Annotated in this window: 21 protein-coding genes; 10 read left to right on the forward strand and 11 right to left on the reverse strand. The window is 65.6% G+C overall.

All coding sequences use genetic code 11. The annotated features are described in order from the left end of the window. Position 1 precedes the first annotated feature (1 nt). Both HG262_RS15500 and HG262_RS15505 read left to right on the forward strand, forming a co-directional pair. Positions 2 to 838 carry an ABC transporter permease gene (locus tag HG262_RS15500; protein ID WP_169271853.1) on the forward strand — a complete coding sequence of 279 codons (837 nt, stop codon included), beginning with the start codon at positions 2 to 4 and terminating at the stop codon, positions 836 to 838. Positions 839 to 847: 9 nt separating this feature from the next. Continuing rightward, a complete protein-coding gene (locus HG262_RS15505) occupies positions 848 to 1,540 on the forward strand; it encodes an isochorismatase family cysteine hydrolase (protein WP_169271854.1) in 693 nt (230 codons plus the stop codon). 27 nt (positions 1,541 to 1,567) lie between these two features. Here HG262_RS15505 and HG262_RS15510 read toward each other — a convergent pair whose 3' ends face one another. Next, entirely contained in the window at positions 1,568 to 4,009 is a 2,442-nt protein-coding gene (locus tag HG262_RS15510; RefSeq protein WP_169271855.1) for a GNAT family N-acetyltransferase, read from the reverse strand. 132 nt (positions 4,010 to 4,141) lie between these two features. Here HG262_RS15510 and gltX point away from each other — a divergent pair, with 132 nt between their 5' ends. Then, complete coding sequence (gltX, locus tag HG262_RS15515) at positions 4,142 to 5,548, forward strand: glutamate--tRNA ligase (RefSeq protein WP_169271856.1); 1,407 nt, start codon at positions 4,142 to 4,144, stop codon at positions 5,546 to 5,548. Positions 5,549 to 5,609: 61 nt separating this feature from the next. Here gltX and HG262_RS15520 read toward each other — a convergent pair whose 3' ends face one another. The 3 genes from HG262_RS15520 to HG262_RS15530 all read right to left on the reverse strand — a co-directional run bounded on the left by HG262_RS15520 (position 5,610) and on the right by HG262_RS15530 (position 8,518). Next, positions 5,610 to 6,809, reverse strand: a complete 1,200-nt coding sequence (locus HG262_RS15520; protein ID WP_169271857.1) for an MFS transporter — start codon at positions 6,807 to 6,809, stop codon at positions 5,610 to 5,612. Between the two features lie 113 nt (positions 6,810 to 6,922). Next, positions 6,923 to 7,429 (reverse strand): hypothetical protein, encoded by a 507-nt coding sequence (locus HG262_RS15525; RefSeq protein ID WP_169271858.1) that lies wholly within the window; start codon positions 7,427 to 7,429, stop codon positions 6,923 to 6,925. A 189-nt stretch (positions 7,430 to 7,618) separates the two neighbouring features. After that, a complete protein-coding gene (locus HG262_RS15530) occupies positions 7,619 to 8,518 on the reverse strand; it encodes a LysR family transcriptional regulator (protein WP_169271859.1) in 900 nt (299 codons plus the stop codon). Between the two features lie 85 nt (positions 8,519 to 8,603). Here HG262_RS15530 and HG262_RS15535 point away from each other — a divergent pair, with 85 nt between their 5' ends. Together HG262_RS15535 and HG262_RS15540 are read left to right on the forward strand one after the other, a co-directional pair. Then, on the forward strand, positions 8,604 to 9,452 hold the full coding sequence (locus tag HG262_RS15535) for an alpha/beta hydrolase (RefSeq protein WP_169271860.1): 849 nt from the start codon (positions 8,604 to 8,606) through the stop codon (positions 9,450 to 9,452). A gap of 75 nt (positions 9,453 to 9,527) precedes the next feature. Next, the gene (locus tag HG262_RS15540; RefSeq protein ID WP_169271861.1) at positions 9,528 to 10,493 is read left to right on the forward strand and encodes a tripartite tricarboxylate transporter substrate binding protein; all 966 of its coding nucleotides are present in this window, start codon (positions 9,528 to 9,530) and stop codon (positions 10,491 to 10,493) included. Positions 10,494 to 10,572: 79 nt separating this feature from the next. On the opposite strand, the gene HG262_RS15545 is transcribed toward HG262_RS15540, so the two are convergent. After that, on the reverse strand, positions 10,573 to 11,022 hold the full coding sequence (locus HG262_RS15545) for an Lrp/AsnC family transcriptional regulator (RefSeq protein ID WP_169271862.1): 450 nt from the start codon (positions 11,020 to 11,022) through the stop codon (positions 10,573 to 10,575). A 130-nt stretch (positions 11,023 to 11,152) separates the two neighbouring features. Between HG262_RS15545 and HG262_RS15550 the strand changes: the two genes are divergently transcribed. The 5 genes from HG262_RS15550 (at position 11,153) to HG262_RS15570 (ending at position 21,010) form a co-directional block, all read left to right on the forward strand. After that, positions 11,153 to 14,659 (forward strand): indolepyruvate ferredoxin oxidoreductase family protein, encoded by a 3,507-nt coding sequence (locus HG262_RS15550; RefSeq protein ID WP_169271863.1) that lies wholly within the window; start codon positions 11,153 to 11,155, stop codon positions 14,657 to 14,659. 302 nt (positions 14,660 to 14,961) lie between these two features. Continuing rightward, the gene (locus HG262_RS15555; RefSeq protein WP_169271864.1) at positions 14,962 to 17,892 is read left to right on the forward strand and encodes a ribonucleoside-diphosphate reductase subunit alpha; all 2,931 of its coding nucleotides are present in this window, start codon (positions 14,962 to 14,964) and stop codon (positions 17,890 to 17,892) included. A 21-nt stretch (positions 17,893 to 17,913) separates the two neighbouring features. Further along, positions 17,914 to 19,113 (forward strand): ribonucleotide-diphosphate reductase subunit beta, encoded by a 1,200-nt coding sequence (locus tag HG262_RS15560; RefSeq protein ID WP_169271865.1) that lies wholly within the window; start codon positions 17,914 to 17,916, stop codon positions 19,111 to 19,113. A 424-nt stretch (positions 19,114 to 19,537) separates the two neighbouring features. Beyond that, positions 19,538 to 20,233: a histone H1-like DNA-binding protein gene (locus HG262_RS15565; protein WP_169271866.1), complete on the forward strand. Its 696-nt coding sequence runs from the start codon at positions 19,538 to 19,540 to the stop codon at positions 20,231 to 20,233. A 216-nt stretch (positions 20,234 to 20,449) separates the two neighbouring features. After that, the gene (locus tag HG262_RS15570; protein WP_088590285.1) at positions 20,450 to 21,010 is read left to right on the forward strand and encodes a YggT family protein; all 561 of its coding nucleotides are present in this window, start codon (positions 20,450 to 20,452) and stop codon (positions 21,008 to 21,010) included. Between the two features lie 33 nt (positions 21,011 to 21,043). On the opposite strand, the gene HG262_RS15575 is transcribed toward HG262_RS15570, so the two are convergent. From HG262_RS15575 to HG262_RS15600, 6 genes are all read right to left on the reverse strand, one after another. Beyond that, positions 21,044 to 22,492: a D-alanine--poly(phosphoribitol) ligase gene (locus HG262_RS15575; RefSeq protein ID WP_169271867.1), complete on the reverse strand. Its 1,449-nt coding sequence runs from the start codon at positions 22,490 to 22,492 to the stop codon at positions 21,044 to 21,046. Between the two features lie 16 nt (positions 22,493 to 22,508). Further along, positions 22,509 to 23,636: an MBOAT family O-acyltransferase gene (locus HG262_RS15580; protein WP_169271868.1), complete on the reverse strand. Its 1,128-nt coding sequence runs from the start codon at positions 23,634 to 23,636 to the stop codon at positions 22,509 to 22,511. 7 nt (positions 23,637 to 23,643) lie between these two features. After that, positions 23,644 to 23,796, reverse strand: coding sequence for a hypothetical protein (locus HG262_RS15585; RefSeq protein ID WP_105559333.1), 153 nt, complete (start codon positions 23,794 to 23,796; stop codon positions 23,644 to 23,646). Then, a complete protein-coding gene (locus tag HG262_RS15590) occupies positions 23,793 to 24,980 on the reverse strand; it encodes a D-alanyl-lipoteichoic acid biosynthesis protein DltD (RefSeq protein ID WP_169271869.1) in 1,188 nt (395 codons plus the stop codon). Before HG262_RS15590 ends, HG262_RS15585 begins: the two co-directional genes overlap by 4 nt. Next, positions 24,958 to 25,197, reverse strand: coding sequence for an acyl carrier protein (locus tag HG262_RS15595; protein WP_006226661.1), 240 nt, complete (start codon positions 25,195 to 25,197; stop codon positions 24,958 to 24,960). The genes HG262_RS15590 and HG262_RS15595 overlap by 23 nt, the downstream gene beginning before the upstream one ends. Before the next feature lie 444 nt (positions 25,198 to 25,641). Next, complete coding sequence (locus HG262_RS15600) at positions 25,642 to 26,145, reverse strand: glycine zipper 2TM domain-containing protein (protein WP_169271870.1); 504 nt, start codon at positions 26,143 to 26,145, stop codon at positions 25,642 to 25,644. Positions 26,146 to 26,243: the final 98 nt, after the last annotated feature.

Below are 26,243 nucleotides of genomic sequence, written 5' to 3' on the forward strand. Positions count from 1 at the left end.
CATGAATGCACCCATCACCAATACCGTCCCGCTGCGCGCCGTGCCCGCGCCCAGCGCCAGATACCTGGACTACCTGCGCCGCGACCGCGCCCGCAAACGTAACATTCGCCTGACGCAGGCGCTGCTGCTGGTGGTCTTCCTGTGCGCGTGGGAGATCCTGCCGCGCATGCACGTCCTGAATCCGCTGCTGACCAGCTACCCCAGCGCGCTGTGGCCCACCTTCATCGAACTGTGGAACAACGGCCACCTGGGCAAACACATCATGACCACGCTATCGGCCACGCTGGTCGGCTTCACCCTGAGCATGGCGATCGGCATCGTGGTGGCCGCCGCGCTGTGGTGGTCGGAGTTCCTGTACAAGGTACTCGACCCGTTCCTGGTGGTGGCCAACGCCATGCCCAAGATCGCCTTCGTGCCGATCTTCTACCTGTGGCTGGGGTCGGATTACGCCGTGTACGGCATGGCCGTGGCCATTGCGGTGTTCGTCACCATCATGGTGGTGTATGCGGGCTTTCGCGGCATCGACCTGAACAAGGTCAAGCTGGCCCACACGTTCGGCGCCAGCCGCTGGCAGGTGCTGACCAAGGTGGTGCTGCCCGGCAGCGTGCCCACCCTGATCGCGGCGGTGAAGATGAACATCGGCCTGGCGCTGGTGGGCGTCATCGTGGGCGAATTCCAGTCAGCGGATTCCGGCCTGGGCTTCCTCATCATGAACGGCAGCCAGGTGTTCAAGCTGAACATCGTCATGACCGCCATCGCCATGTTGGCGCTGATCTCCAGCGTGATGTATCTGATCATCTACCGCGTCGAAGCCGCCGTGGCGCGGCGCTACGGATAAGGAACGACCATGGAATTCCCGCAATGGGTACAGGACCGCGTCGTGGCCCGGCAGGGCTGCCTGCATCCGTACGACGAACTGCCCGCCGCCCGCACGGCGGTGGTCGTGGTGGACATGCAGCAGTACTTCACGCTGCCCGGCTACCAGGGCGAATGCGCGCCGGCGCGCGAGATCATCGCGCCGGTGAACCGCCTGTGCGACGCCGTGCGCGCAGCCGGCGGAACGGTCGTCTGGGTGCAGACGGCCTCGGACAATGCCGACGCCTTCTGGTCGCACCACCATGGCGTGATGCTGACGCCGGAACGCAGCGCCCGCCGGCTTGAAACGCTGCGCCGCGATTCCCCCGGCTTCCAACTGCACCCGGACCTGCATGCGCACGCGTCGGACCTGCGCGTGGTCAAGCGCTTCTACAGCGCGATGGCGCCCGGCTCGTCCGAGCTGGAACCCCTGCTGCGCGGGCGGGGCGTGGACACGCTGCTGATCGCCGGCACCGTCACCAACGTGTGCTGCGAATCCACGGCGCGCGACGCCATGATGCGGGACTTCCGCACGATCATGGTGGACGACGCGCTGGCCGCAGTCACGCCCGCCGAGCACGAGCATTCGCTCTATGGCTGGATGCTGTTCTTTGGCGACGTGTTGTCGGTGGATGAAGCGGCGTCGCGGCTGACGCCCCGCCAGGCGGCCAGGAAGACCGCCTGACTGACGGCGGCCTGATCCCGCGCGGGATCAGGCAAGACCCAGCCACACCCGGCGCATCGTCGGGTCTTCGGGGTCGGCGTCGTTGGTGAAGCCCAGGCGGGTCATCAGCGCCAGCATGGGCCGGTTCGTCGACAGCACCAGGCCGTCGATGTACTCCAGACCCTGCTCGCGCGCCGCATCGATCAGCGCCGTCATCAGCTGGCGGCCCAGGCCGCGCCGCTGCCAGTCGTCGCCGATCACCAGCGCGTATTCCGCCCCCCGCCCATCAGGATTGCGCAGGTAGTGCGCAAACCCCACGATGACTTCGCGCGGATGGCCGCGGTTGGCCGGGTTGGGCACTTGCGTCGCCGCCACCAGGGCCAATTCGCGGTGGTAGTCCACCTGGGTGTAGCGCGACACCATGCGCGGGGTCAGCTCGCGCATCATCGACACGAAGCGCATGTAGCGCGAACGTTCCGACAAGCCGCGGATGAATTCCTGCAGCGCCTCGCCATCTTCCGGGCGGATCGGGCGCAACACCCACGGGATGCCGTCGCTAAATCGGCGCACTTGCACCAGACGGGTCGGATACGGGTGGATGGCCATGTGCGGATAGCCGGAGGTCTGCGGCGTTTCGCAGCCCGGTGTCTCGGTCAGCAACAGGCGCAGGCCGCCGGCGCGCAGATGCGTTTCACCGGCGTAGAGCGGGTCGATGTCCAGGGTTTCGATGTCGGGCAGTTCAGACACCATTTCAGACACCAGCACCACGGCCTGCTGCAGGGATTCGGCCGCGATATGGCCGATGCGCGGCGCCAGCACGCGGCGCCACAGCCGGCTGCGTTCGATCAGTTGCCGGGCCAGGAAGCCATTGAGCGGCGGCAGGTCCATGCCGCGGTCGGACGCGGACAGCATCGCGTCGGGACCGCCTGCGCCAAAGCGGATGACCGGACCGAATTGCGGATCGCGCCGCACGCGGATCGCCATGGGGCGGGATTCGGGCTCGACCGCGGCCACGTCCACCGGCATGTCGCGCAGCGGCACGTAGAACAGGCCCAGCAGGGTGCGGATCTCGGACGTGTTCAGTTCGCGCCGGCAGTCGGCGCGCACCCGTGCGATGACATCGCGCGCGGCGGCCAGATCGGGCACGTGGCTGGGGGGCTCTTGCGGCTGCGTCTGCAGTAGCAGTTGCTGGTTGTAGTGGTGCGACGCCAGCACGCCGAACGCATCGGCGGCGGATTCCGGTGTGCGGAAGGCGGACGTGCCCGCGTCGTCCAGCATGCGTCGCAGGGGCCGCATGCCGGCGTCGCCCATGAAGCAGGTGACGACGGGCTTTTTCGCCTTGGGCGCAATCAGCGCCAATTCGCGCGCGACGGCGGGCATGTCGGCCAGCGCGTCGGGCGCCAGCAGCACCAGCACGCCGTCCACGCCCGGGTCGTCCAGCACCGCCTCCAGGATGGCGCGGATGCGCTCCGGGGTCATCGGCATATAGGTGATGACGGGATTGGCGCTGACGGCGTCCGGCTCAAGCATGGCTTCCAGCGTGCGCCGCGTGGCGGGCGCCAGATCGGCGCGCAGCACGGCGGCGTCGGGGCCGATCAGGTCCATGGCCAGCTGCGGGGGGCCGTTGCCGTTGGAGATCAGCGCCACGCGCCGGCCCTTGGGACGCCGCGTGTAGCCCAGCACCTTCACGGCCGAGAACAGCTGCACGAAGTAGCGCACCCGCACTGCGCCCGCGCGGCGCAAGGCGGCGTCGAAAATGGCATCGGCGCTGTCGGCGTCGGAACGGCCGGCTTTCAGGACGATGACCGGCTTGACGCTGGCGGCGGCGCGCAGCGTGCTCATGAATTCGCGGGCCGGGCCCACGTCTTCCAGGTAGAGCACTATGCTGTCGGTGCGCGGGTCGCTGGCCAGGTAGTCCAGCACGTTCGACAGCCCCACCACCGCTTCGTCGCCCAGCGACACGGCGGTGGAAAATCCGATGTGCACGTCTTCGGCCCAATCCATGACCGCCGCCATGATCGAGCGCGACTGCGCCAGCAGCGCGACGCGGCCGGCGCGCGCCAGCACCGGGTGCTGGCTGAAGTTCAGGCCGGCATGGGGACGCTGGGCGCCGAACGAGCGCGGCCCCAGCAATTCGCAGCGGTTCTCTTCGGCCCAGGCCCGGCAAAGGGCCAGCGTGCCGCGCGGATACGGATCGGGCAGTTCGTGGGGCAACAGGATCACCGAGCGCGGCGCCAGCGGCGCCAGGCGCCGCAGCGTTTCCGGCAACACCGCCGGGGATACGCAAACCAGGGCCAGATCAGGCCGCTCGCCGGGCGCCAGCCCTTGCAGGGCCGAGGGCAGTTCTGGCGCGGCCCCGGTTTCGCAGGCCACCACGGTGGTTTTCGCCTTGAGCGCGGGCGACAGCGAACCCGTCGCCGGCAGGGGCCGATCGGCAACGATCACCAGTGAGCCGGGTTCGAACATCGGGGCAAGAGCGTGTCGCAGCATAGGGAGGAGCAGGCGCTAGTCGGGCCCTAATCTAAAATACCGTTCATCGTAACAAGACAATCCCGTCGTCCGCTTGCTATGGACCCTGCCTGACGCCGCTTTGTGGCGCCGCAGCCGCTATCATTGCCACCTATGACCTCCAACGCCTCCTCCCCCATTCGTACCCGTTTCGCGCCTTCGCCCACGGGCTTTTTGCACTTGGGCGGCGCGCGCACCGCGCTGTTCTCCTGGGCCTTCGCGCGCCATCACCAAGGCACGTTCGTGCTGCGCATCGAAGACACGGACGTCGAACGCTCCACGCCGGAAGCGGTGCAGGCCATTCTGGACAGCATGGAATGGCTGGGCATGCAGCCCGACGAAGGCCCCTTCTACCAGATGCAGCGCATGGACCGCTACCGTGAAGTGGTCGCGCAGATGCTGGCCGCCGGCACCGCCTACCACTGCTACAGCTCGCCCGAAGAAGTGGAAGCCATGCGCGAGGCCGCCCGCGCCCGCGGCGACAAGCCGCGCTACGACGGCACCTGGCGCCCGGAACCGGGCAAGACGCTGCCCGCCATCCCCGACGGCCGCAAGCCCGTCGTGCGCTTCAAGAACCCCCAGGAAGGCGCCACCTCCTGGAACGACATGGTCAAGGGCACGATCAGCTTCGACAACACCGAACTGGACGACCTGATCATCGCGCGCCCGGATGGCACGCCCACCTACAACTTCTGCGTGGTGGTCGATGACTGGGACATGGGCATCACCCACGTCCTGCGCGGCGATGACCACGTCAACAACACCCCGCGCCAGATCAACATCCTGCGCGCGCTGGGCGCGACCCTGCCCGAATACGGCCACGTGCCGATGATCCTGGGCCCGGACGGCGAAAAGCTGTCCAAGCGCCACGGCGCGGTCAACGTCATGGAGTACGACAACGACGGCTACCTGCCCGAGGCCATGATCAACTACCTGGCCCGCCTGGGCTGGAGCCACGGCGACGACGAGCTCTTCTCGCGCGAGCAACTGGTGTCGTGGTTCGACACCAAGCACCTGTCGAAGTCGGCCTCGCAATGGGATCCGAAGAAGCTGAATTGGGTCAACGCCCACTACATCAAGCAGATGGACAACGCGGAACTGGCCGAGCGCGTGGCCCCGCGCGTGGCCAACCGTGGCGGCTATCCGGAAAAAATCGACCTGCCGGGCGTCATGGGCCTCTTGAAAGACCGCGCTGAAACGCTGGAGCAGCTGGCGGACGGCGCCATGCTGTTCTGCGCCGAGTTCAAGCCCGCCGCGGCCGAACTCGTCGAACAGCACCTGACCGCGCCGGCGCGCGAAGCGCTGGCCGATTTCGCCCAGCGCGCGCAGGACACCGACTGGACCCGCGAAGCCATCTCGACGCTGATCAAGGCCGTGCTGGCCGACCGCGGCCTGAAGATGCCGCAACTGGCCATCCCGCTGCGCGTGGCCGTCACCGGCCAGACGCAGACGCCCGCCGTCGACGCCGTGCTGGCCCTGCTGGGCAAGCAGACGGTACTGGCCCGCCTGGCCGCGATCTAACCCGCGCGGCATACCGGCCACGGGCCCGGCGCATCCCAGGATGCGCCGGGCCCGCGTCGTTTCAAGCCTGTTGAATCGCCGCCCGCGCCTTCAACGCCCGTGCGAAGAACGCGCCCAGCAGCGGCAAGAGCACGGCCGATCCGCCGAACAGCGCACCCGCGCCGATCTCGTCCACCACCGCGCCCGCCAGGGCCACGCCCGCCGCCTGCCCCATGAACAGGCAGGACGCGAACCAGGCCACGGCGGTGCCGCGGGCCGATGGCACCATCTGCGTCGCATTGGTCTGCAGCGTGGCGTGCAGCAGGTAGTAGCCGAAGCCGGCCAGCACGCTGGCAAGCAGGCTCCACATCCAGACGGGGCCCAGCAGGTAGGACAGGAAGGCGACGCTCAGCACCAGGCCGCCGGCGATCGCCAGGCCGCGTTCGCCCAGGCGCTTGAGGATGCGGCCGGCCACCACCGTATAAATCAGCCCGCCCACGGCGTACACCGCCACGAGCGCGCCCGCCGCCGTCAGCGAGATATCGAAGCGTTCATGCAGATACGACGGCGCGAACGCCAGCGCCCCGAACACCAGCAGGCCTTCCGCGAAGACCGTCGCCAGCACGATCCGAGCCCACGACGTGCCCAACACCAGCCGCGCCTGCGCCACGAAGCCCTGCTTGACCGCGCCCGCGTCCACCCGGCCGAAGCCGGACGCCCGCTGGCGCCGCACTTCCAGATGCAGCAACACGCCCACGGTCAGATATCCCACGACAAGCGCCGCAAACGCCCAGCGCCAGCCGATGGTGTCCGCGAACAAGCCGCCGGCCAGTTGCCCGGCCGACATGCCCAGGATGGTGCCGGTCAAAAAACGCGCCAGCGTCGCCTGGCGGCGTTCGTACGGCACGTTGTCGCCGATCCAGGCCATGGACAGCGGCACGATGCCCGCCCCCGCCGCGCCCGACAGCGCACGGCAAAGCACCAGCACATCCAGGGATTCGGCCATGACGGCGCCCGCGCTGCCCAGCGCGCAAGCCACGGTCGCCACACTGACGACGCGGTACTTGCCGTAGCGGTCACCCACCGGTCCGAAGAACATTTGCAGCACCCCATAGGCCACCGCGAATGCCGTCACGGCACGCGCGGCCTGGCCGGTGGTGGTGCCGAATTCCGCCGCCAGTTGCGGCAGCATGGGATCACAGATGCGGAAGGCGCTGGCGCTGACGAAAGCAGCCAGGGCAAGCAGCGCAATGGCGCGTGCTTCGGAAGACATGGCGGGCATGGAAGGCAGGCGGCAAGGGGGAAAGTCGAAGCCCGCACCTTACCGCAGCCCGGCCGTCTTGGCGAAGCCGCCAGGGGGAATGTCCGCCCGGCGCAACAGTCACGGCGCAATAGTCAATAAGGCAGCCGGTAGCCCGTGGGCATGCGGCGCGCGGTGACGACCTGGCCGCCGGTCTTCAGTTCGCGCAGCGTCAGCTTGGTCTTCTCGACCTTTTCGACGCGGTAGCGGTTCAGGTAGATCGGATCGTTCGCGTCCACCAGTTCGCCGGCGGACTTGGTGGTCCGCATCGTGTAGATGCCGTCCGCCACCGTCCAGCAGCCGGTCTCGCGCAGCGCGGGCCGCGCCTTGCGACCGATCTTCAGCAGGGTTTCGTAGGCCATCGTGCCATCGGCGGACAACACGATCAGCGATTGCAAGTCGCCGCTGACGTCACGGGGTTTCGAGTTCGACAACCACGTGCCGATCATCGGATCGCCGCTTTGGGCGGGTACGCAAGCCACCGGCTTGGGGGGGTCCGCAGGCTGGGCCTCGGTGATGACGGCGGGCTTTCTGGCTACGCAACCGGCCAGGACCAGAACGGCGCAGGCGATGCCGGCCGAACGCAAATACACACTGCTCATGTCTTCCTCAACACGTCTGTCGACGCGTCGCGCCGATCACATCGGCACGCCCTTCGCGCAGCAAACATCACGCACTCTAAAGAGCCGCCAGGGAAGAATCAACGACGATCCGCGCGGTATGCAATTGCGCAACAGTCGAGCATTGAAAGGCCCGGCTTTAGCCTCGGAAACCGCACAAATGCGTTGGTTTCAAGCGACACTGCGCCCACCTCGCACCGCCTTCGCCCGCAGCATGTCTTCCATGCGCGCCGCTGCCGGAGACAAGCTGCGCCCGGCCAGCCGGGTGATGCCCAGTTCGCGTTCGATGCGCGGCCGGGACAGCGGCACGAACGCCAGGCCCGTCGAGTCCGGCGGCACCCCCAGCCGCGCCAGCACCGTCACGCCCACGCCGCGTTCCAGCATGGCCAGCAGCGACATCATGTTGGACACGAACACCTGGCGGTCCATCATGAAAGCCGCCTGCGGATAGCCGGCAAGCTGGCGGTGCGCCACGGTGCCCACCAGCGGCAAGCCGGCGATCTCGCGCCAGGTCACCGATTTGCGCCCCGCCAGCGGATGGCCGCGATGGCAGACCAGGCCGAAGGCGTCACGCAGCAACGGCTCGAACGACAAGCGGCGGTCTTGCAGCACCGGACTGCACACGCCCAGCTCGACTTCGCCCGACAGCACCATGCGCTCGACGCCTTCGGAGTTGTCGTCGAACAGGCGCAGCGCCACCGCCGGGTAGTGTTCGCGGTAGGACGCCACCAGTTCCGGCAGCCAGTGCGTGGCCACCGTGGCGACGGACGCCATCGTCAGGGTGCCGGCGCCGTTGTTGGCCAGCCCGGACAGCGCGCCCGCCACGCGGTCGTGATGTTCGACCAGTTCGCGCGCCAGCGGCAGGCAATCTTGTCCGAAGCGCGTCAGCGTATTGCGGTTGCCGCGTTCGAACAGCGGTTGGCCCAGGCGCTGCTCCATTTCGCGGATGGACAAGGACAGCGCCGGCTGCGAGCGGAAGGCCCGGGCGGCGGCCGCGCGGAAACTGCGCAGCTCGGCCACCAGCAGGAAGTGCCGGTAATGCGCGATGGACAGGTCAGGCAGGGCAGGCATCGGGCAGCTCGATTTGGAAAACTTATCAAATCATAGGAAAAATAAAGTTTTCTGATCATAGAGGCGCACTTAAGATTGCCGCAAGATGAACGCTGCCGCCCCCTCTTCCGTTTCCGCCCCCGTCACCACGGACCCGCTGGATTTCTGCCTTGCCGACCGCCTGCCCGCCCGCCGCGCGGGCCAGGGCCGCCTGATTGCCGGCGCGCCGCCGCAAACCGGCAGGCCCGGCCTGCTGTTCGTGCCGGGCGCCTATCACGGCGCCTGGTGCTATGCGCACTATCTGGACTACTTCGCCGCCGCCGGCCTGGCCTGCGCGGCGGTGGACGTGCGCGGCCATGGCGCGCTGCCCCAGGACGCGGCGTTCCCGTCCGCCACGATCGCCGATCTGGGCCAGGACGTAATAGACGCGCTGGACGCGCTGGAAGGCCCCACGGTAGTGGTCGGCCACAGCATGGGCGCGTTGCCGGCCTTGCTGGCCGCGCGCCAGCGGCCAGTGGCGGGCGTGGTGCTGATGGCGCCTTCCCCGCCTGGCGACTTGCCCGGCGCCCGGGCGTTGCCCCCGGTGCCCGACGCCTCGCTTCGCGCCGTGCCCGCCCCCGCCGAGATCCGCGCGCGCTTCCTGGCGACCTCGCCCGATCGCGATGTGCGCTCCGTCACGCAGCGCCTGTGCGCTGAAAGCCCGCAAGTGCTGAACGACCGCTATCTGCTGCGCGTGGCGATCGGCGCCGGTGCCTTCGACGCGCCCGGCCTGTGCCTGGAGGCCGGGCGGGACACCCATGACCGCCATCCGCCCGGACAGGATCAGGCGATCGCGCAACGCTACGGTTTTTCCCACGCCGTGCTGGCCGGACAACCGCATTGCATGATGTATGCGGACCAATGGCAAGTCAGTGCCGCCGCCATCCTGGCATGGCACCGCGAACAGTTTGGCTGACTATCCCCCCGCAGCAGCAACAAGACAACGACACACGACCGCGCAAGCACGCGGCACGCGCAATCAGGAGACAGCATGTCCATTCCCCGTTTTCTTCGCCCGGCGCTGATCGGCGCCGGCCTCGTGCTGACCGCTTCGGCGCACGCGGCAGGCTGGCCTGACAAGCCCGTGACCATCATCGTGCCTTCCGCCCCGGGAGGCGCCGCCGACCTCACCGCCCGCACCTTCGCCCAATACCTGGGCGAGCAAACCGGGCAGACGGTCGTTGTCGAAGACCGTCCCGGCGCCGGCGGCATCGTGGGCACCAACGCGTCCAAGAACGCGGCAGCGGACGGCTACACTTTCCTCTTGTCCACGAACTCGACGCACGCCGCCAACCAGTTCCTGTACAAGAACCTGCCCTACGACGCGCAAAAGGATTTCCGGCAAGTCGGCCTGCTGGGCACCTTCGGCACGGTGGGCGTCGTGGCCCCCGGCAGCCCCTACCGCACGGTGCCCGAACTGGTGGACTACGCCAAGAAGCATCCGGGCGAGGTGTTCTTCGGCTACTACAGCTCGTCCTCGCAAGTGCCGTCCGAACTGTTCAAGCAGCGCGCAGACATCAACATCACCGGCGCGGCCTACAAGAACATCACACAGATCATCACCGACCTGCGCGGCAAGCAGATCAGCTTCGCCTTCGTCGACTACCTGACCGCGATGGGGCAGATCGACGGCAAGGGACTGGTCCCCATCGCCGTCACCGGCGCCCAGCCGCACGCCGCCTGGCCCAGCGTGCCGACCATGGCGACCTACTACCCGGACTTCGTCGTTGCCGGCTGGCTGGGCCTGTCGGCGCCGGCGAACACGCCGCCCGACATCGTGGCGAAGATGAACGGCTATATGCAGGCGGCGGTCAAGGACGAGGCCACGGCGAAGAAGCTGCGCGCCTTGGGTCTGACCCCGGAATCGATGGATGTCGCGCGCTTTGACGCCTTCGTGAAGGAAGACACGGCGCGCTGGAAGGAATGGATCCGTATTTCAGGCATCCAACCCCAATAAACCGCGTGGATTGGCGGATTTGCCGCGACTTTCCCGCCACAGATATCGCGCCCTCTATATATAGAGGGCGCGATGCGCGTCACAGCGGCAGGCGCTGCTCGTGCTTGATCTCGCGCAGCGCCACGATAGTGCGCGTCTGGCGGATGCCCGGCATGTTGAACAGGAACCGGTGCAGGAAACGGTCATAGGCCTCGGGGCTTTCCACCAGGATCTTCAACAGGAAATCCGAATCCCCGGTGACGGCATAGCACTCCAGGATTTCGGGCGCATCGCGCACCGAACGCTCAAAGTTCTCGACCGTGCTGGAGGCATGCCGCTCCAGGCTGATCTGCGCGAACATGCAACCCAGCCCCACCTTGCTGCGGTCCACCTGCGCGCTATAGCCCTGGATCACCCCGCTGGCCTCCATCGCCTTCACGCGCCGCCACACCGGCGCCGCCGACAGCCCCACCTTCTCCGACAACTGCTGCGCCGAAGCCCGGCCGTCCTCCTGCAAGGCCTTGAGGATGCCGATATCGGTCTTGTCCATCGCTTTGTCTCCTGGTTTTTATCGAACACGAAATGTTCATTGCGTATTATAGGGATAGCACGATCCGATAACGCAATAAATCGAATGCTCCGCGAACCTATCATGGTGCGAAATACCAGGAGCATTCATTATGGACGGCACGCCCGCCCCCGAACCCCAGCTGGACCTTGAATACCAGCTTGCCGACAACCTGACCCGGGAGTCCGGCCGCATCTTCCTGACCGGCACGCAGGCACTCGTGCGCATCATGCTCACGCAGGCCCGGGTCGATCGCGCGCGCGGCCTGAACACGGCCGGCTTCGTGTCGGGCTACCGCGGGTCGCCGCTAGGCGGCGTCGACATGGCGATGTGGAAATCGAAGCAGGCGCTGGACGCCAGCAAGATCTCTTTCCTGCCCGGCATCAACGAAGACATGGCGGCCACCGCCGTCATGGGGACGCAGCAAGCCGGCGTGCGCGCCGACCGCAATGTCGATGGCGTCTTCGCCATGTGGTACGGCAAAGGCCCGGGCGTGGACCGCGCCGGCGACGCACTGCATCACGGCAATGCCGCCGGCGCATCGCGCCACGGCGGCGTGCTGGTCGTGGTGGGCGACGACCACACCGCCGTCTCGTCGTCGATTCCGCATGCCAGCGAAGCGTCCCTGATCGGCTGGCAGATGCCGATCGTGCATCCCACCTCCATCGACGAATACGAGACGTTCGCGCTGTGGGGCTGGGCGCTATCGCGTTATTCCGGCACGTGGGTCGCGTTCAAGGCCGTGTCCGAGACCATCGAAAGCGGCCATTCGTTTACGCCTGCCGCCGTGCAGGCCTACGACATGCCCGCCGACCCCGACATGCCGCCCGAATCGCTGGAGTATTCGGCGCGGGACTTCCTGTCGCTGGCCGTCGAAACGCGCATGAATCTGCGCATGAAGGCCGTGGCCGCGTTCGCGCGCCGCCACAGCATCGACCGCCTGACCTGTCCCGCGCCGAAGGCCACGGTGGGGATCGTCACCGTCGGCAAAGCGCATCTGGACACGATGGAAGCGCTGTCGCGCCTGGGCGTGGACACCGTTACCGCCAATGCGCCCGTGCGCATCTACAAACCCGGCCTGACGTGGCCGCTGGACGGCGAACGGCTACTTGAGTTCGCGCGCGGCCTGTCGCACATCCTGGTGATCGAAGAAAAAGGCGCGGTAGTCGAAAGCCAGATCAAGGATCTGCTGTTCAACAACCCCGACCGTCCCTCCGTCATCGGCAAAAAGGGCTTCGACGGCGAAACCATGGTGCCGTCGGCCGGCCAATTGCGCCCATCGCTGCTGGCGCAGCCGCTGGCTGCCTGGCTGACCCGCACGGCCGGCCTGCCGCTGGCCGCGGACCTGGCGGCGTTCGAATGCCAGGCCGCGCTGTCCAACGACGCCGACGGCATGCGCCGCCGCCCCTATTTCTGTTCGGGCTGTCCGCACAGCACGTCGACCAAAGTGCCCGAAGGCAGCCAGGCGCTGTCCGGCGTGGGCTGCCATTACATGGCCGCCTGGATGGACCGCGACACCGGCGGCCTGACGCAGATGGGTGGCGAAGGCGTCGACTGGATCGGCTTGTCCCGCTACACCAAGATGCCGCACATCTTCCAGAACATGGGGGAAGGCACCTACTACCACTCGGGCTATCTGGCGATCCGCCAAGCCGTGGCCGCCGGGGCCAACATCACCTACAAGATCCTGTTCAACGACGCCGTCGCGATGACCGGCGGGCAGCCGGTGGACGGGCCGATCTCGGTGCCGCAGATCTGCCAGCAGCTGCGCGGCGAAAACGTGGCGCGCATCGTCGTCACCAGCGACGAGCCCGAAAAATACCGGGGCGTGGACCTGGGCCCGAACATCCAGGTGCTCCACCGCCGCGAACTGGATGCCGTGCAACGCGAACTGCGCGAGATCCCCGGCGTGACCGTGCTGATCCACGACCAGACCTGCGCGGCCGAAAAACGCCGCCGCCGCAAGAAGAACCAGTTCCCCGACCCGGCACGCCGCATGCTGATCAACAGCGCGGTGTGCGAAGGCTGCGGCGATTGCGGCGTGCAGTCGAACTGCCTGTCGGTCGTGCCGCTGGAAACGCCGTACGGCCGCAAGCGCGCCATCGACCAGTCCAGCTGCAACAAGGACTACTCCTGCGCGGAAGGCTTCTGCCCCAGCTTCGTGTCCGTCATGGGCGGCAAGCCCAGGAAGAGCGCGGCCCCCAAGACCGACCAGGAACGCCTGCAAGGCCTGATCGGGCAGCTGCCGCTGCCCGCCACGCCCGCGCTTGACCGCCCCTACCGCCTGCTGGTCGCGGGCATGGGCGGCACCGGCGTCATCACCATCGGCGCCATCGTGTCGATGGCCGCGCACCTGGAAGGCCTGTCAGCCGCGGTGCTGGACCTGACCGGCCTGGCGCAAAAGGGCGGCACGGTCGTCAGCCACATCCGCCTGGCGCCCGCGGGCGCGTCGGCGGGCCCCGTGCGCCTGGACTGGCAGCAAGCCGACGCCGCCATCCTGTGCGACCCGGTCGCCTCGGTCGCGCCGGATTCGCTGGGCGCGCTGCGCCGCGGGCACACGCAAGTCACCGTCAACACCTATGTGGCGCCGGTCTCGGACTTCACCCGCAACCCCGATGCCGCCATGCGTCCCGAAGCGCTGCTGGCCAAGATCCGCCACGCAGCGGGCGAGGCCAACACGGCCGCCATCGATGCGCACGAAGCCGCGCTGGCCCTGTTCGGCGACAGCATCCTGTCGAACATGTTCATGCTGGGCTATGCGTGGCAGCGCGGCGGCGTGCCGTTGTCGCAGGCCGCCATCAATCGCGCCATCGAGCTGAACGGCGTGGCGGTCGCGGCCAACCGCGCCGCGTTCGACAGCGGCCGCCTGGCCGCCCATCAGCCCGACGCGCTGGACAGCGCGCTGCGCCCGCGCGCCCAGGTCGTGCAGCTGCACGTGCCCGAGACCTTTGAACGCGCCGTGGCGCGCCGCATCGCGGACCTGACCGCCTATCAGGACGCTGGCTATGCCCGCCAGTATCAGGACGTGGTCGAGGCCGTCGCGGCCCGCGAGCGCGAACTGGCGCCCGACGCCAAGACGCCGCGCCTGGCGATGGCGGTGGCCCGCGGCCTGTTCAAGCTCATGGCCTACAAGGACGAGTACGAAGTGGCGCGCCTCTACACGGGCGATGCGTTCCAGGCGCAATTGAAGGGCCAGTTCGAAGGCGACTACAGCCTGCGCTTCCACATGGCGCCGCCGATCTTTGCACAGAAGGACCCGCGCACCGGCGTGCCGCGCAAGATGACGCTGGGCCCGCGCACCATGACGGCGCTGAAACTGCTGACCCGCCTGAAGGGTCTGCGCGGCACCTGGTTCGACCCCTTCGGCCGCACCGCCGAGCGCAAGATGGAGCGCGCGCTGATCGGCGAGTACCGCCAGACCATAGACCAGCTGCTTGTAGGGTTGACCCGGGACAAGCTCGCGCAAGCGGCTACAATCGCCGGCCTTGCAGAAACCATCCGCGGCTACGGCCACGTGAAGGCTGCGAACGTCGAGAAGTATCGGACGGAATTGGGTCGATTGATGCAGAGCTATACAGCACCGGCCCCGCGCGACATGCCCCTGCGGAAAACCGCATAAACATTCGCTCTGAGCGGTCCTGTCCTGGGCGCGCCTTACTGGGCGCGCCCAGTGCATTTAGTAACAATCTTTTGTGAGCTTCGTCATATCTTCTTCTTGTCCCTGTAGTTCTCGATCACTAGAATTAGTGTCCAACGAGGGGTGCTACACTATATGTTGTGGTCGCCTAAGCGCTGATTCTCGTCGGCCACGCCTTTTGGATTAGCCCGTCCAAGCGTTCCGACCCCCTCAAAAGATCCACATTCGTACCGGACATGACCGCCGTCATGTCGCTATCTACGCGTTTTCGCACAGGAGCTTCCATGCAGACTACGATCGCCTCTGTGACCCGGCCTTCGGCCGTGCCGCCCTCGCAAACCGATTCCCCTGCCGACGCCAATGGCGGGCAATGGGCCAGCTACAACATCATTCGCCGCAATGGCTCGGTGGTCGGGTTTGAACCCAGCAAGATCGCCATCGCCATGACCAAGGCCTTCCTGGCCGTGAACGGCGGCCAGGGCGCAGCGTCCGCGCGCGTGCGCGAGCTGGTCGAGAACCTGACGGGCCAAGCCGTCAACGCGCTCGTGCGCAACCGCCCCAACGGCGGCACCTTCCATATTGAAGACATCCAGGACCAGGTCGAACTGGCCCTGATGCGCTCGGGCCAGCATGACGTTGCCCGCGCCTACGTGCTGTACCGCGAGAAGCGCACGCAAGAGCGCGCCGCCGCCGCTGCCGCCGAAGGCCAGGACAAGGCCGCCGCCGCGCCGCAGGAACACGTGCTGAACGTGACCGACGCCGGCGTGCGCCGTCCGCTGGACCTGGCTGAACTGCGCGCGACCATCGTCGCCGCCGGCGAAGGCCTGGACGAATTCATCGACAGCGAAAGCATCCTGAAGGAAACGGTCAAGAACCTGTACGACGGCATCCCCGTCGACGAAGTGTTCAAGTCCGCCATCCTGTCCGCGCGCGCACTGGTCGAAAAAGACCCGGCCTACAGCCAGGTCACCGCCCGTCTGCTGCTGCACACGATCCGCAAGGAAGTGCTGGGCGAAGAAGTGTCGCAAGACGGCATGGGCGCGCGTTACGCCGAATACTTCCCCACGTTCATCGCCCGCGGCATCGAAGGCGGCCTGCTGTCGCCCGAACTGGCCAGCTATGACCTGACCAAGCTGGGTCTCGCGCTGAACGCCAAGCGCGACCTGCAATTCGGCTACCTTGGCCTGCAGACCCTGTACGACCGCTACTTCCTGCACATCCGCGGCACCCGCATTGAACTGCCGCAGGTCTTCTTCATGCGCGTGGCCATGGGCCTGGCGCTGCGCGAAGCCGACCGCGAAACGCGCGCCATCGAGTTCTACGAGATCCTGTCCTCGTTCGACTTCATGAGCTCGACGCCGACGCTGTTCAACTCGGGCACGCTGCACTCGCAGCTGTCGTCGTGCTACCTGACCACCGTCTCCGACGATCTGGAAGGCATCTACGACGCCATCAAGGAAAACGCGCTGCTGGCCAAGTACGCCGGCGGCCTGGGCAACGACTGGACCCCGGTGCGCGCGCTGCGCAGCCACATCAAGGGCACCAACGGCGAAAGCCAGGGCGTCGTCCCGTTCCTGAAGGTCGTCAACGACACCGCCGTGGCAGTGAACCAGGGCGGCAAGCGCAAGGGCGCGGTCTGCACGTACCTGGAATCGTGGCACCTGGACATCGAAGAATTCCTGGAACTGCGCAAGAACACCGGCGACGAACGCCGCCGCACGCACGACATGAACACGGCGAACTGGATTCCCGACCTGTTCATGAAGCGCGTCATGGAAGCCGGCGAATGGACGCTGTTCTCGCCGTCGGACTGCCCTGACCTGCACGACAAGGTCGGCCGCGAATTCGAAGAAGCCTACGTGGGCTACGAAAACCGCGTCGCCAGCGGCGAGCTCAAGCTCTATAAGAAGATGCCGGCGCTGACGCTGTGGCGCAAGATGCTGTCGATGCTGTTCGAAACCGGCCACCCGTGGATCACGTTCAAGGATCCGTGCAACATCCGTTCGCCGCAGCAGCACGTGGGCGTCGTCCACAGCTCGAACCTGTGCACCGAGATCACGCTGAACACGAACGAGTCCGAAATCGCAGTGTGCAACCTGGGTTCCGTGAACCTGGTCGCGCACATGAAGCCGGCAGCCGGCGGCGGTTTCGAACTCGACCACGACAAGATCAAGCGCACCGTCAGCATCGCGATGCGCATGCTCGATAACGTCATCGACATCAACTACTACGCCGTCGAGAAGGCCCGCAATTCCAACGCGCGCCATCGTCCGGTGGGCATGGGCATCATGGGCTTCCAGGATTGCCTGCAGATGATGCGCGTGCCGTATGCATCGCAAGCCGCGGTTGAATTCGCCGACCGTTCGATGGAAGCGGTGTGCTATCACGCCTACTTCGCATCGAGCCTGCTTGCCGAAGAACGCGGCCGCTATCAGTCGTATGAAGGTTCGCTGTGGTCGCGCGGCATCTTGCCGCAAGACACGTTGAAGATGCTGCGCGATGAGCGCGGTGGCCATGTTGAAGTCGATGAATCGAGCTCGCTCGATTGGGATACGTTGCGCGCGCGCATCAAACAGCACGGCATGCGCAACTCCAATTGCGTTGCAATTGCCCCAACCGCGACTATTTCCAATATCATTGGCGTATCTGCGTGCATCGAACCTACTTTCCAGAACTTGTACGTCAAATCGAATCTCTCCGGCGAGTTCACGGTCGTTAACGATTACCTCGTGCGTGACCTGAAGAAACTCGGTCTCTGGGACGAAGTCATGGTCGCCGACCTCAAGTACTTCGACGGCAGCCTGTCCCGCATCGATCGCGTACCTTCCGAACTCCGCGAACTCTACGCCACTGCGTTCGAAGTCGAACCGAGCTGGCTGGTTGAATGCGCGTCGCGCCGTCAGAAGTGGATCGATCAAGCCCAGTCGCTGAACATCTACATGTCGGGCGCATCGGGCAAGAAGCTGGATGACACCTACAAGCTGGCATGGCTGCGTGGTCTGAAGACGACGTACTACCTGCGTACCCTGGGCGCCACCAGCGCCGAAAAATCCACGGGCCGCGGCGGCGAACTGAACGCCGTCACCGCCGGTGGCCAATCCACGGCTGCGGCTGTGGGCGCCGCACCTGTTTTGCCGGAACCCGAAGTTCTCGGGGCGGTTTGCACCATGCGGCCGGGCGACCCCGGCTTCGAAGAGTGCGAAGCCTGCCAATAACCGCCTCCGGAGAATTGAATCATGATTAATTGGGAAGACGACACCCTCGCCACGCAACCTGCAAAAGCCCCCGCCCCCGCGGGCGGCGGGCAGGCTGCGCCCGAAGTCCGGGCGGCGACCGGTGTATTCGGCGACACCGCCATGCCGACGCCCGCCGCGCCTGAACACGCGGCCGGCCTCGCCACGAGCGGCGCCGCCACCTCGCAACGTGTAAAGGTTGCTGACAAGCGCATCATCAACGGCGAAACCGACGTCAATCAACTTGTGCCTTTCAAGTACAAGTGGGCGTGGGAAAAGTACTTGGCCACTTGCGCCAACCACTGGATGCCGCAAGAGATCAACATGTCGCGCGACATCGCCCTCTGGAAGAACCCGAACGGGCTCACCGAGGACGAGCGCCGCATCGTCAAGCGCAACCTGGGTTTCTTCGTCACGGCCGACTCGCTGGCCGCGAACAACATCGTGCTGGGCACCTATCGCCACATCACGGCGCCCGAATGCCGCCAGTTCCTGCTGCGCCAGGCATTTGAAGAAGCGATCCACACGCACGCCTATCAATACATCGTCGAAAGCCTGGACCTGGACGAAGCCGAGATCTTCAACGCTTACAACGAAGTTCCGTCCATCCGCGCCAAAGACGAGTTCCTGATCCCGTTCATCGACGCGATCGCGGATCCCCACTTCAAGACGGGCACGCCCGAAGCCGACCAGACGCTGTTGAAGTCCCTGATCGTCTTCGCATGCCTGATGGAAGGCTTGTTCTTCTACGTGGGTTTCACGCAGATCCTGGCGCTTGGCCGCCAGAACAAGATGACCGGCGCCGCCGAGCAGTACATGTACATCCTTCGCGATGAATCCATGCACTGCAACTTCGGCATCGACCTGATCAACACCGTCAAACTGGAAAATCCGCATCTGTGGACGCCGGAATTCCGCGAAGAAATTCGAGAACTCTTCCGCAAAGCGGTCGAACTCGAATACGCTTACGCCGAAGACACGATGCCGCGCGGCGTGTTGGGCTTGAACGCACCTATGTTCAAATCCTACCTGCGCTTCATCGCCAACCGTCGTTGCCAGCAAATCGGTATCGAACCGCTGTACCCGCAGGAAGAGAATCCCTTCCCGTGGATGGCGGAAATGATCGATCTTAAAAAGGAACGCAACTTTTTTGAAACTCGCGTGATCGAATACCAAACTGGTGGCACGCTGAGCTGGGAGTAAAAGCAGTTCGTCATCAGGCCCGGCGCGGGCACGCTCCAGCAGCACGGGGCGTCGCGTTCGCGACAGGCTTGATGGCACTCTCCTCGGTCAGGGTGTTTTTGTCGCCAAGCCGCCTCAAGGAAAAATGCCCCCTCGGGGGGCAGCGAGCCGAAGGCGCGGCATGGGGGCAATTTCGAACACGTAGAACAAGCGGTCGGCAAGCCTGTGATCAGGCAGCCGATCGGCGCCATTTGAAATGGCTCGCGCCAAAGGAGCGGGGGCCATATCAAATGGCTGTGCCGAATTCATTAGCGCAAACCGTAGTAGCTGTTGCTCGCACAGAACAGCGGCATGCGCCGATGAATAGCCCGGGCACGGTTCGCCTTGTTGGCGAGTCGGGGCACGGGTTTAAGTTCTGGGACCCCTGAACCTAAGGAGCATGACCATGGCAACAGCCAAGAAAGCCGTAAAGAAAGCAGCGGTGAAGAAGCCCGCCGCCGCCAAGAAGGCAGTCGCTAAGAAGGCCGCACCGGCCAAGAAAGCCGCTGTCAAGAAGGTAGCTGTCAAGAAAGTCGCCGCCGCCAAGAAGCCGGCAGTGAAGAAGGTTGCCGCCAAGAAGCCGGCAGCCAAGAAGGTCGTCGCCAAGAAAGCGGTAGCCAAGAAGGTCGTCGCCAAGAAGGCGGTTGCCAAGAAGGCCGTCGCCAAGAAGGTCGTCGCCAAGAAAGCGGTTGCCAAGAAGGCCGTCGCCAAAAAGGCCGTCGCCAAGAAAGCGGTAGCCAAGAAGGCCGTCGCCAAGAAGGCAGTTGCCAAGAAAGCTGTTGCTAAGAAGGCTGTTGCCAAGAAAGCGGTAGCCAAGAAGGCCCCCGCCAAAAAGGCTGCTGCCAAGAAGGCGCCCGCTGCCAAAAAGGCTCCTGCTGCCAAGAAGGCCGTAGCCAAGAAGGCTCCTGCTGCGAAGAAGGCTCCTGCTGCCGCCAAGCCGGCTGCTGCTGCCAAGCCCGCCGCTGCCAAGAAGCCTGCTGCAAAGAAAGCCGCTCCGAAGAAGCCCGCAACGCCTCCGTCGTCGACGGCTGCTGCCCCGGGCGCGAAGACCGCGCTGAACCCCGCCGCGTCGTGGCCGTTCCCGACGGGTGGCCGTCCGTAATCAGGACGGTTGAAGCCCTGGCTTCACCAGAGCCGCCCGGCATGCCGGGCGGCTTTTTCACGCCCGTCGGCAGGCACGCGTCGGTGGCTTTTTGCCGCCCAGGCGCCCCCACGACAACGCGTCGCCCCGGCGGGGCCACAATCGTGCAGAGGGCGTACTGCGTACGGGCAACTCCCATGCGACAATTGACTCCTTCTTTTTTCGGTGAACGCGTCCATGCTCGGTGATATCTTCCGCTTTCTCCTCGAAATCGTGTTCACGTTGTTTGGCGCGGCATTGATTGCCCGCGCCTGGATGCACGCGATCCGCCTTCACCCGTTCAACCCGCTTTCGCGCGCCATCTACCAGGCCACGAACTGGCTGGTGATGCCGCTGCGCAAGATCATCCCTGCCGGCAACAAGATCGATTGGACGAGCCTGGTCGCGACCTGGCTGGCCGCGCTGGCCTATATCGTGCTGATCTGGCTGGTGTCCATCGGCGCGCTGATTCCCGCCGCGCTACTACCCGCCGCCATGGGATCGGCCCTGCTGATGGCCATCAAATGGGCGCTGAACCTGGTGGTGTGGCTGACGCTGATCCAGGCCGTGCTGTCGTGGGTCAACCCGACGGCCCCCATGATGCCGCTGCTGCAATCGCTGACGGCGCCCATGCTGGACCCGATCCGGCGCCTGCTGCCGCGCACCGCGATCGACTTTTCGCCGCTGGTACTGCTGATCGTGGCGCAAGTGCTGCTGATGGTGCTGAACAATCTCAGCCAGCGCATGATGGGACTGTAAGGCGCGGGGCGCAACGCCCCGCCCTTTGATGGGCTACGCCGGGATGCCGGCGTAGATCTCGACCAGCTTCTTGCGGTCGATCTTGTGGTTGTTCGACATCGGCAACGCCGGGCAGGCCACGAGCTCGGACGGCACCATATAAGGCGGCAGGCGCTGTGCCAGACGCTCTTTCCATCCGGCCAGGGCATCGGGCGCCAGGAAGCGGGCTTCCTCCACCTCACCGTCCGCTCCCGCCACGAAACCAATCAGGCGAACCGCCGTCCCGTCCGGGCGACGCAGGACCGCGCACGCGCCGCCCTCCACGCCCGGCAGGCCATGCAGGGCCTCGTCGATCTCGGCGAGCTCAATGCGATAGCCGTTCAACTTGATCTGATCGTCCATGCGGCCGCGGCAGAACAGCAGGCCGCCCGCTTCCATCTGCCCCAGGTCGCCCGTGCGGAAGGCGCGGCGGCCGTCGGCATAGGTGTAGAGCTTGGCCTCGTTCAGGTCCGGCCGATTCAGGTAGCCCCGCATGACATGGTCGCCCACGATGCAGATCTCGCCTTCGTCCACGATCAGCACGCTGTCGGGCTTCGCATGCCCTACCGGCAGCGGGTCATGCGCGGCCAGGACCGCATCGGTGACTTCGATCCACGTGGTCGCCACGGTAGCTTCCGTAGGGCCGTAGGTATTCAGGATGACGGCGCCCGGGAAGCGCTGGCGCAGTTTCTTGGCCAATGCCGACGGCAACGGCTCGCCGCAGAACAGGAACGTGCGCAACAGCGGCAAGGTGGCGGGCGAGAAATCGCGGTTGGCCAATTGCTGGTGCGCGAACGACGGGGTGGACACCCAGACCGTCACGCCGTGCTCGGCCAGGCGGGGCATCCAGGCGCCAGCGGCGGCGATCTGTTCGCGCGCGTTCAGCACGCAGGCGCCGCCCGAGGCCAGGGTGGCGAACACTTCGTACATGGACAAGTCGAAGCTGAACGGCGCCTGGTTCATGAACACGGGTGCATCGCCCAGGCCGAAGCTGCCCAGCATCCAGTCGCCCAGCAGGCCGACGCTTTCGCGGCCGATCTGCACGCCCTTCGGGTCGCCCGTGCTGCCGGACGTGAACATCACGTAGGCCAGGCCGCGCTCGGCCAGTTCGGCGCCGTCGCCCGCCGTGAACGTGCCGGATGCGGCGTCGTAGACGGCGGCGGCGCGGACGATCTCGACAATGCGGCGCAGGCGTTCGGCCGGGTAGATGGTGTCCACCGGCACGAAAGGCGCGCCCACCAGCAGGGCGCCGACCATCGCCACGAAGAACGACGCTTCCTTGTGCCCGTAGATGGCCACCGGCACATCCGGCGCCGCGCCGTTCTTGCGGGCCTCGTCGGCCCAGGCGGCGGCTTCCGCGCGCAATTGCGCCCAGGTCAGGCTGCGGTCGGCGGCGGCAACGGCCAGCGCGTCGGGCGCCACGCCGGTGTCGACGAATTGGAAGGACTTCAGGTCGAAACGCATGCCGAAACTCCCGGCGTCAGATAGGGCTGCGGCCGCTGAACACGTACAGCGCCAGCGCGGCCAGGATCAAGGTAAGCACGCGGCCCAGGAAACGCATGATGGGCTGCGCCAGGACGGCCTGCAAGGCGGGGCGGGTGCGCGAGGCGTTGATCAGCAGGTTGTGGCCCACCGAATACGCGCCGAACATCAGGCCGCTGACGATGTAGTGCAGCGACAGGCCGTTCCAGACACCCATGGCCAGCAGCGTGGCGAAGATGCCGATGTTCTGCGCCGCCATGCGGTGGCGGCCGAAGAACTTGGTCTTGCTCAGTGCCTTGTAGATCGGCATGAACACCACGTCGCGCAGCCACTCCGACAGGCTGATATGCCAGCGGCGCCAGAAGTCCTGCGGGTTGAGCGTCGCCAGCGGATTGCGGAAATTGATCGGCAAGGTGAAGCCGAACAGCATGCCGATGCCGATCGCCATCGTCGAATAGCCCGCAAAATCGAAGAACAGGTAGGCGCTGTAGAGCGACGCGTTCAGCGCCACGCCAGTGAACGAATAGTCGTGCGCGTCCAGCGTGGACAGGCCGTAGCGCCAGATCAGTTCGGCCATGCCGAACTTCTGGATGACGCCCAGCATGATCAGTTCCAGGCCGGTCAGCCAGGTGCTCAGGGTCACGCCTTCGTAGCCGCGCTTCAGATCTGCCTGGAAATTGCGCCACCGATACATCGGGCCGGCCAGCAACGTCAGCGGGAAGAACAGGTAGATGAAGTAATCCAGCGGCGACACGCGTTCATTGCGCTGCGCGAACAGCAGCACGTCGATGGCGCGGAAGGTCGCGAACGACAGCCCCAGCATGGCGCCCAGATGCGAGACACCCGTCTTCACCAGCAGCAGCGGAGTCATCGTGATGACGACGGCCAGCCAAGTGGGAATGTAGTGACGGCGCATGGCCCACAGCGCGCTGCCCGAAATGGCCAGCAGCGCGATCGGCTGATAGGGACGCGCCCAGAACACCGCCATCCACACGCCCAGGCAGACGACGCCGATGATGTGGCGATAACCGATGCGAAAGGGCATGCCGAAGGACCGGTACGCCAACAGGCCAAGGCCCCCGAACAGGGCCCCGCCGAAAAAGCTCAAGCTTGCGAACAGTTCCATGGCGCGCTCAGAACTGCTGATATTGGAATTCGACCTTGATCGGTCCGCCGCTGCCCGTGGTGGGCTGCGCCTGCAGCACGAACACCAGGATCACCCCGATGTACAGGCACAGGTGCCAGAAGAAACGGCGCCCGGCGCCCTCTTTTCGAAAGAATTTCATCGGGAAAAGTACTCCGCAATGCCTTGGTCCGCCATCGCCCAGCCGAGTTCGGCCAGATGCATGTCGTCGCGCACCATGCCGGGTTCGAACGGGATGCTGTAGAGGTCCAGGCAACCCATCTGATACCGCTGGCACATGCCGGTAATGGCAGCCACCACCGGGTCGAATCGCTCGACGTCCAGGATCAGCTTGGGATTGAACGGCTGAATGACGAAATACGCCTTCACCTTGCGTCGTTGCAGCAAGGCCATCACGCGCGACAGGTCACCCAGCTCGGTGCGGGTGATCGGATCCACGTCGGCGAATTCGTTGCGTGCCGGCGAATACAGCGGCGCCAGGTACTGCTTGTAGTAGTCGTCGCGGACGTCGTAGGGGTTGTTGCCGCCGAGGCCGTGTTCGACTTCGCGCGCCTGATGCGTCAGCCGGCCCCACTGCCCTTCGTTCAGGCGGGCGGACGACGGCCAGGACACGAAACGGTGCGCCGGCACGGACAGCTTGCTGCGCGGACGATCGGGGGCCGGCTCTTTGCGGGCATGCCACCACAGCGACAGCTTGTCCTTGAGCTCGGCCACCTGGCCATTGGCGATCAGCCACAGCAGACCCCAGTTGGCGTTGTCGCTGATCCAGTTCTGCATCTGCTCGCGGGTGTTCGGCTGGTCCCACAGGCGGTCCCAGACCGGGCCCGTCACGTGTTCGGCGAACGCGCTGCGTGGCAATTGGCCGCCCGAGGCAAACCAGGCGGGCGACACCATGATGACCAGCCGCGTGTTCGGCGTCAGTGAATCCGCCACGGATTCCAGCACGCTGACGATGCCGTAGGACTGGAACATGGCGTGGCCATAGGCCAGCGTCGGCACCTTCAGCTCTTCCGGGAAGAAGCGGTAAGGCACGAAGCGCAAGTCATGGCTGGACAGTTCCGACGACCCCAGCACGACCAGCGTGCCGTCGCTCAGGGCGTTGCCCAGGCGATTCAGGTTGACGTGCTGCGTGCCCCAGTCCGGACCCAGGTTGGGCAGGTAGTTGCTCTTGTCGGCAGCGGCCGCGGACGGAGCCGATACCGGCGTCACGATGCGGCTGAGCAAGTCATCCGCGCCGCAGTACGCCCCGAACGCCAGTGCCACGGCGGTTGCGGCGGCCGCGACGTGGGACCACAACTGCGTATTACGAAGTATGGGCAGCGACATAGCCGGCAAGCGTGCGGACCGACTGGAGGTGCTCGGCGATCTCGGGAGCCGGGATGCTGCAACCGTACTCCGACTCGACCGCCAGCGTGATGTCCACCGCGGCCAGGGAATCAACCAGGCCAGTGGCAATCAACTGCGTATCGGGGGTGACTTTCTTCATGACGATCGACTCGACGATCTCGCCGATCTTGGTGTGGAGTTCTTGCTCGGTATGCATAGATAGTGCAGGTTGCCTCGTCGGCAAAACATCCCCATCCCCTGGGATTCAGGCAGACGAGAATACAGAAAAATGCTGAAGCTCAACTGACGGTTCCAGCGATCCAGATCGGCATCAAGATGCACTTGGTTACATCAAAATCGAAATCGCGATGCCGATCGCAGGCGCAATCATTGCATTTTGGCCGTTGAATCGCCATGAAACTTTTGGGGTAAATCGCGAGAAAAGGCTGGTAAACGTAACGCCTGCGGGTAAATCCTGGGTGCTGCGTTGCGGCAGAACGACAAATTCCGGCGCCCCTCCCGTCCCTTTTGCTCATGGCCCCAATAATCGACGCCGGATTTTCCGGCAAAAACCAAAGGGCATGGAGTCGCCGCTCCTGCCCGGCGCAGGCAAAAAAAAGCCCGCTTGCGCGGGCTTTTCGACAACGGACGCTTTTGCCGCTTACATCGGCGTGACGCGGGTCGGACCCGCGCCGCTGATCACCTGGACACGCTGGCCCACGCTGACGGGCACATCCGCTTCCTGAGCGACCACGCGAGTTTCGCCGTTGTCCAGGCGCACGGTGATTTCGTAGCCGGAATTCGTGCCGACGCGGTTTTCCACGGCGTTACCCGCCAAGGCGCCCAGGATCGCGCCGCCGACGGTGGCGATGGTGCGGCCCGTGCCGCCGCCGATGGCGTTGCCGGCCACACCGCCCAATGCGCCGCCAGCCAACATGCCGACACCGCTGGATTTGTCGTTCTGGATCACGATCGGGCGCACGCCCGTGACCGTGCCCGTACGGACGATCTGCTCGCGCTGGGCTTGGTCGTAGCTATACACGCCGCTGGACGCGCTGCGATTGGCGCAACCGCCCAGGACAGCCATCGACGTCACAACGGCTGCAATGGCCAACCACCGGCCAGTACGCGGCGTCACCAGGGAAAGAGATTTGCTTTGGTTCATTTGGACTCCTCGATCGGGCACTGCCGACGACTGTTGATCATAATACCCTGCCGCGAACAGACGGCGCCCTCGGCTGCAACACACTGAAACTCACAGCC

Source organism: Achromobacter sp. Bel (genome assembly GCF_012928505.1).
GTDB lineage: Bacteria > Pseudomonadota > Gammaproteobacteria > Burkholderiales > Burkholderiaceae_B > Achromobacter.

Coding starts and splice junctions, on each gene's coding strand:
- HG262_RS15525 (WP_169271858.1), bottom strand. CDS start 7,429: ATGAGCAGTGTGTATTTGCGTTCGGCCGGCATCGCCTGCGCCGTTCTG.
- HG262_RS15595 (WP_006226661.1), bottom strand. CDS start 25,197: ATGCATACCGAGCAAGAACTCCACACCAAGATCGGCGAGATCGTCGAG.
- HG262_RS15590 (WP_169271869.1), bottom strand. CDS start 24,980: ATGTCGCTGCCCATACTTCGTAATACGCAGTTGTGGTCCCACGTCGCG.
- HG262_RS15575 (WP_169271867.1), bottom strand. CDS start 22,492: ATGCGTTTCGACCTGAAGTCCTTCCAATTCGTCGACACCGGCGTGGCG.
- HG262_RS15600 (WP_169271870.1), bottom strand. CDS start 26,145: ATGAACCAAAGCAAATCTCTTTCCCTGGTGACGCCGCGTACTGGCCGG.
- HG262_RS15540 (WP_169271861.1), top strand. CDS start 9,528: ATGTCCATTCCCCGTTTTCTTCGCCCGGCGCTGATCGGCGCCGGCCTC.
- HG262_RS15555 (WP_169271864.1), top strand. CDS start 14,962: ATGCAGACTACGATCGCCTCTGTGACCCGGCCTTCGGCCGTGCCGCCC.
- HG262_RS15565 (WP_169271866.1), top strand. CDS start 19,538: ATGGCAACAGCCAAGAAAGCCGTAAAGAAAGCAGCGGTGAAGAAGCCC.
- HG262_RS15510 (WP_169271855.1), bottom strand. CDS start 4,009: ATGCTGCGACACGCTCTTGCCCCGATGTTCGAACCCGGCTCACTGGTG.
- gltX (WP_169271856.1), top strand. CDS start 4,142: ATGACCTCCAACGCCTCCTCCCCCATTCGTACCCGTTTCGCGCCTTCG.
- HG262_RS15530 (WP_169271859.1), bottom strand. CDS start 8,518: ATGCCTGCCCTGCCTGACCTGTCCATCGCGCATTACCGGCACTTCCTG.
- HG262_RS15545 (WP_169271862.1), bottom strand. CDS start 11,022: ATGGACAAGACCGATATCGGCATCCTCAAGGCCTTGCAGGAGGACGGC.
- HG262_RS15550 (WP_169271863.1), top strand. CDS start 11,153: ATGGACGGCACGCCCGCCCCCGAACCCCAGCTGGACCTTGAATACCAG.
- HG262_RS15520 (WP_169271857.1), bottom strand. CDS start 6,809: ATGCCCGCCATGTCTTCCGAAGCACGCGCCATTGCGCTGCTTGCCCTG.
- HG262_RS15505 (WP_169271854.1), top strand. CDS start 848: ATGGAATTCCCGCAATGGGTACAGGACCGCGTCGTGGCCCGGCAGGGC.
- HG262_RS15580 (WP_169271868.1), bottom strand. CDS start 23,636: ATGGAACTGTTCGCAAGCTTGAGCTTTTTCGGCGGGGCCCTGTTCGGG.
- HG262_RS15570 (WP_088590285.1), top strand. CDS start 20,450: ATGCTCGGTGATATCTTCCGCTTTCTCCTCGAAATCGTGTTCACGTTG.
- HG262_RS15535 (WP_169271860.1), top strand. CDS start 8,604: ATGAACGCTGCCGCCCCCTCTTCCGTTTCCGCCCCCGTCACCACGGAC.
- HG262_RS15585 (WP_105559333.1), bottom strand. CDS start 23,796: ATGAAATTCTTTCGAAAAGAGGGCGCCGGGCGCCGTTTCTTCTGGCAC.
- HG262_RS15500 (WP_169271853.1), top strand. CDS start 2: ATGAATGCACCCATCACCAATACCGTCCCGCTGCGCGCCGTGCCCGCG.
- HG262_RS15560 (WP_169271865.1), top strand. CDS start 17,914: ATGATTAATTGGGAAGACGACACCCTCGCCACGCAACCTGCAAAAGCC.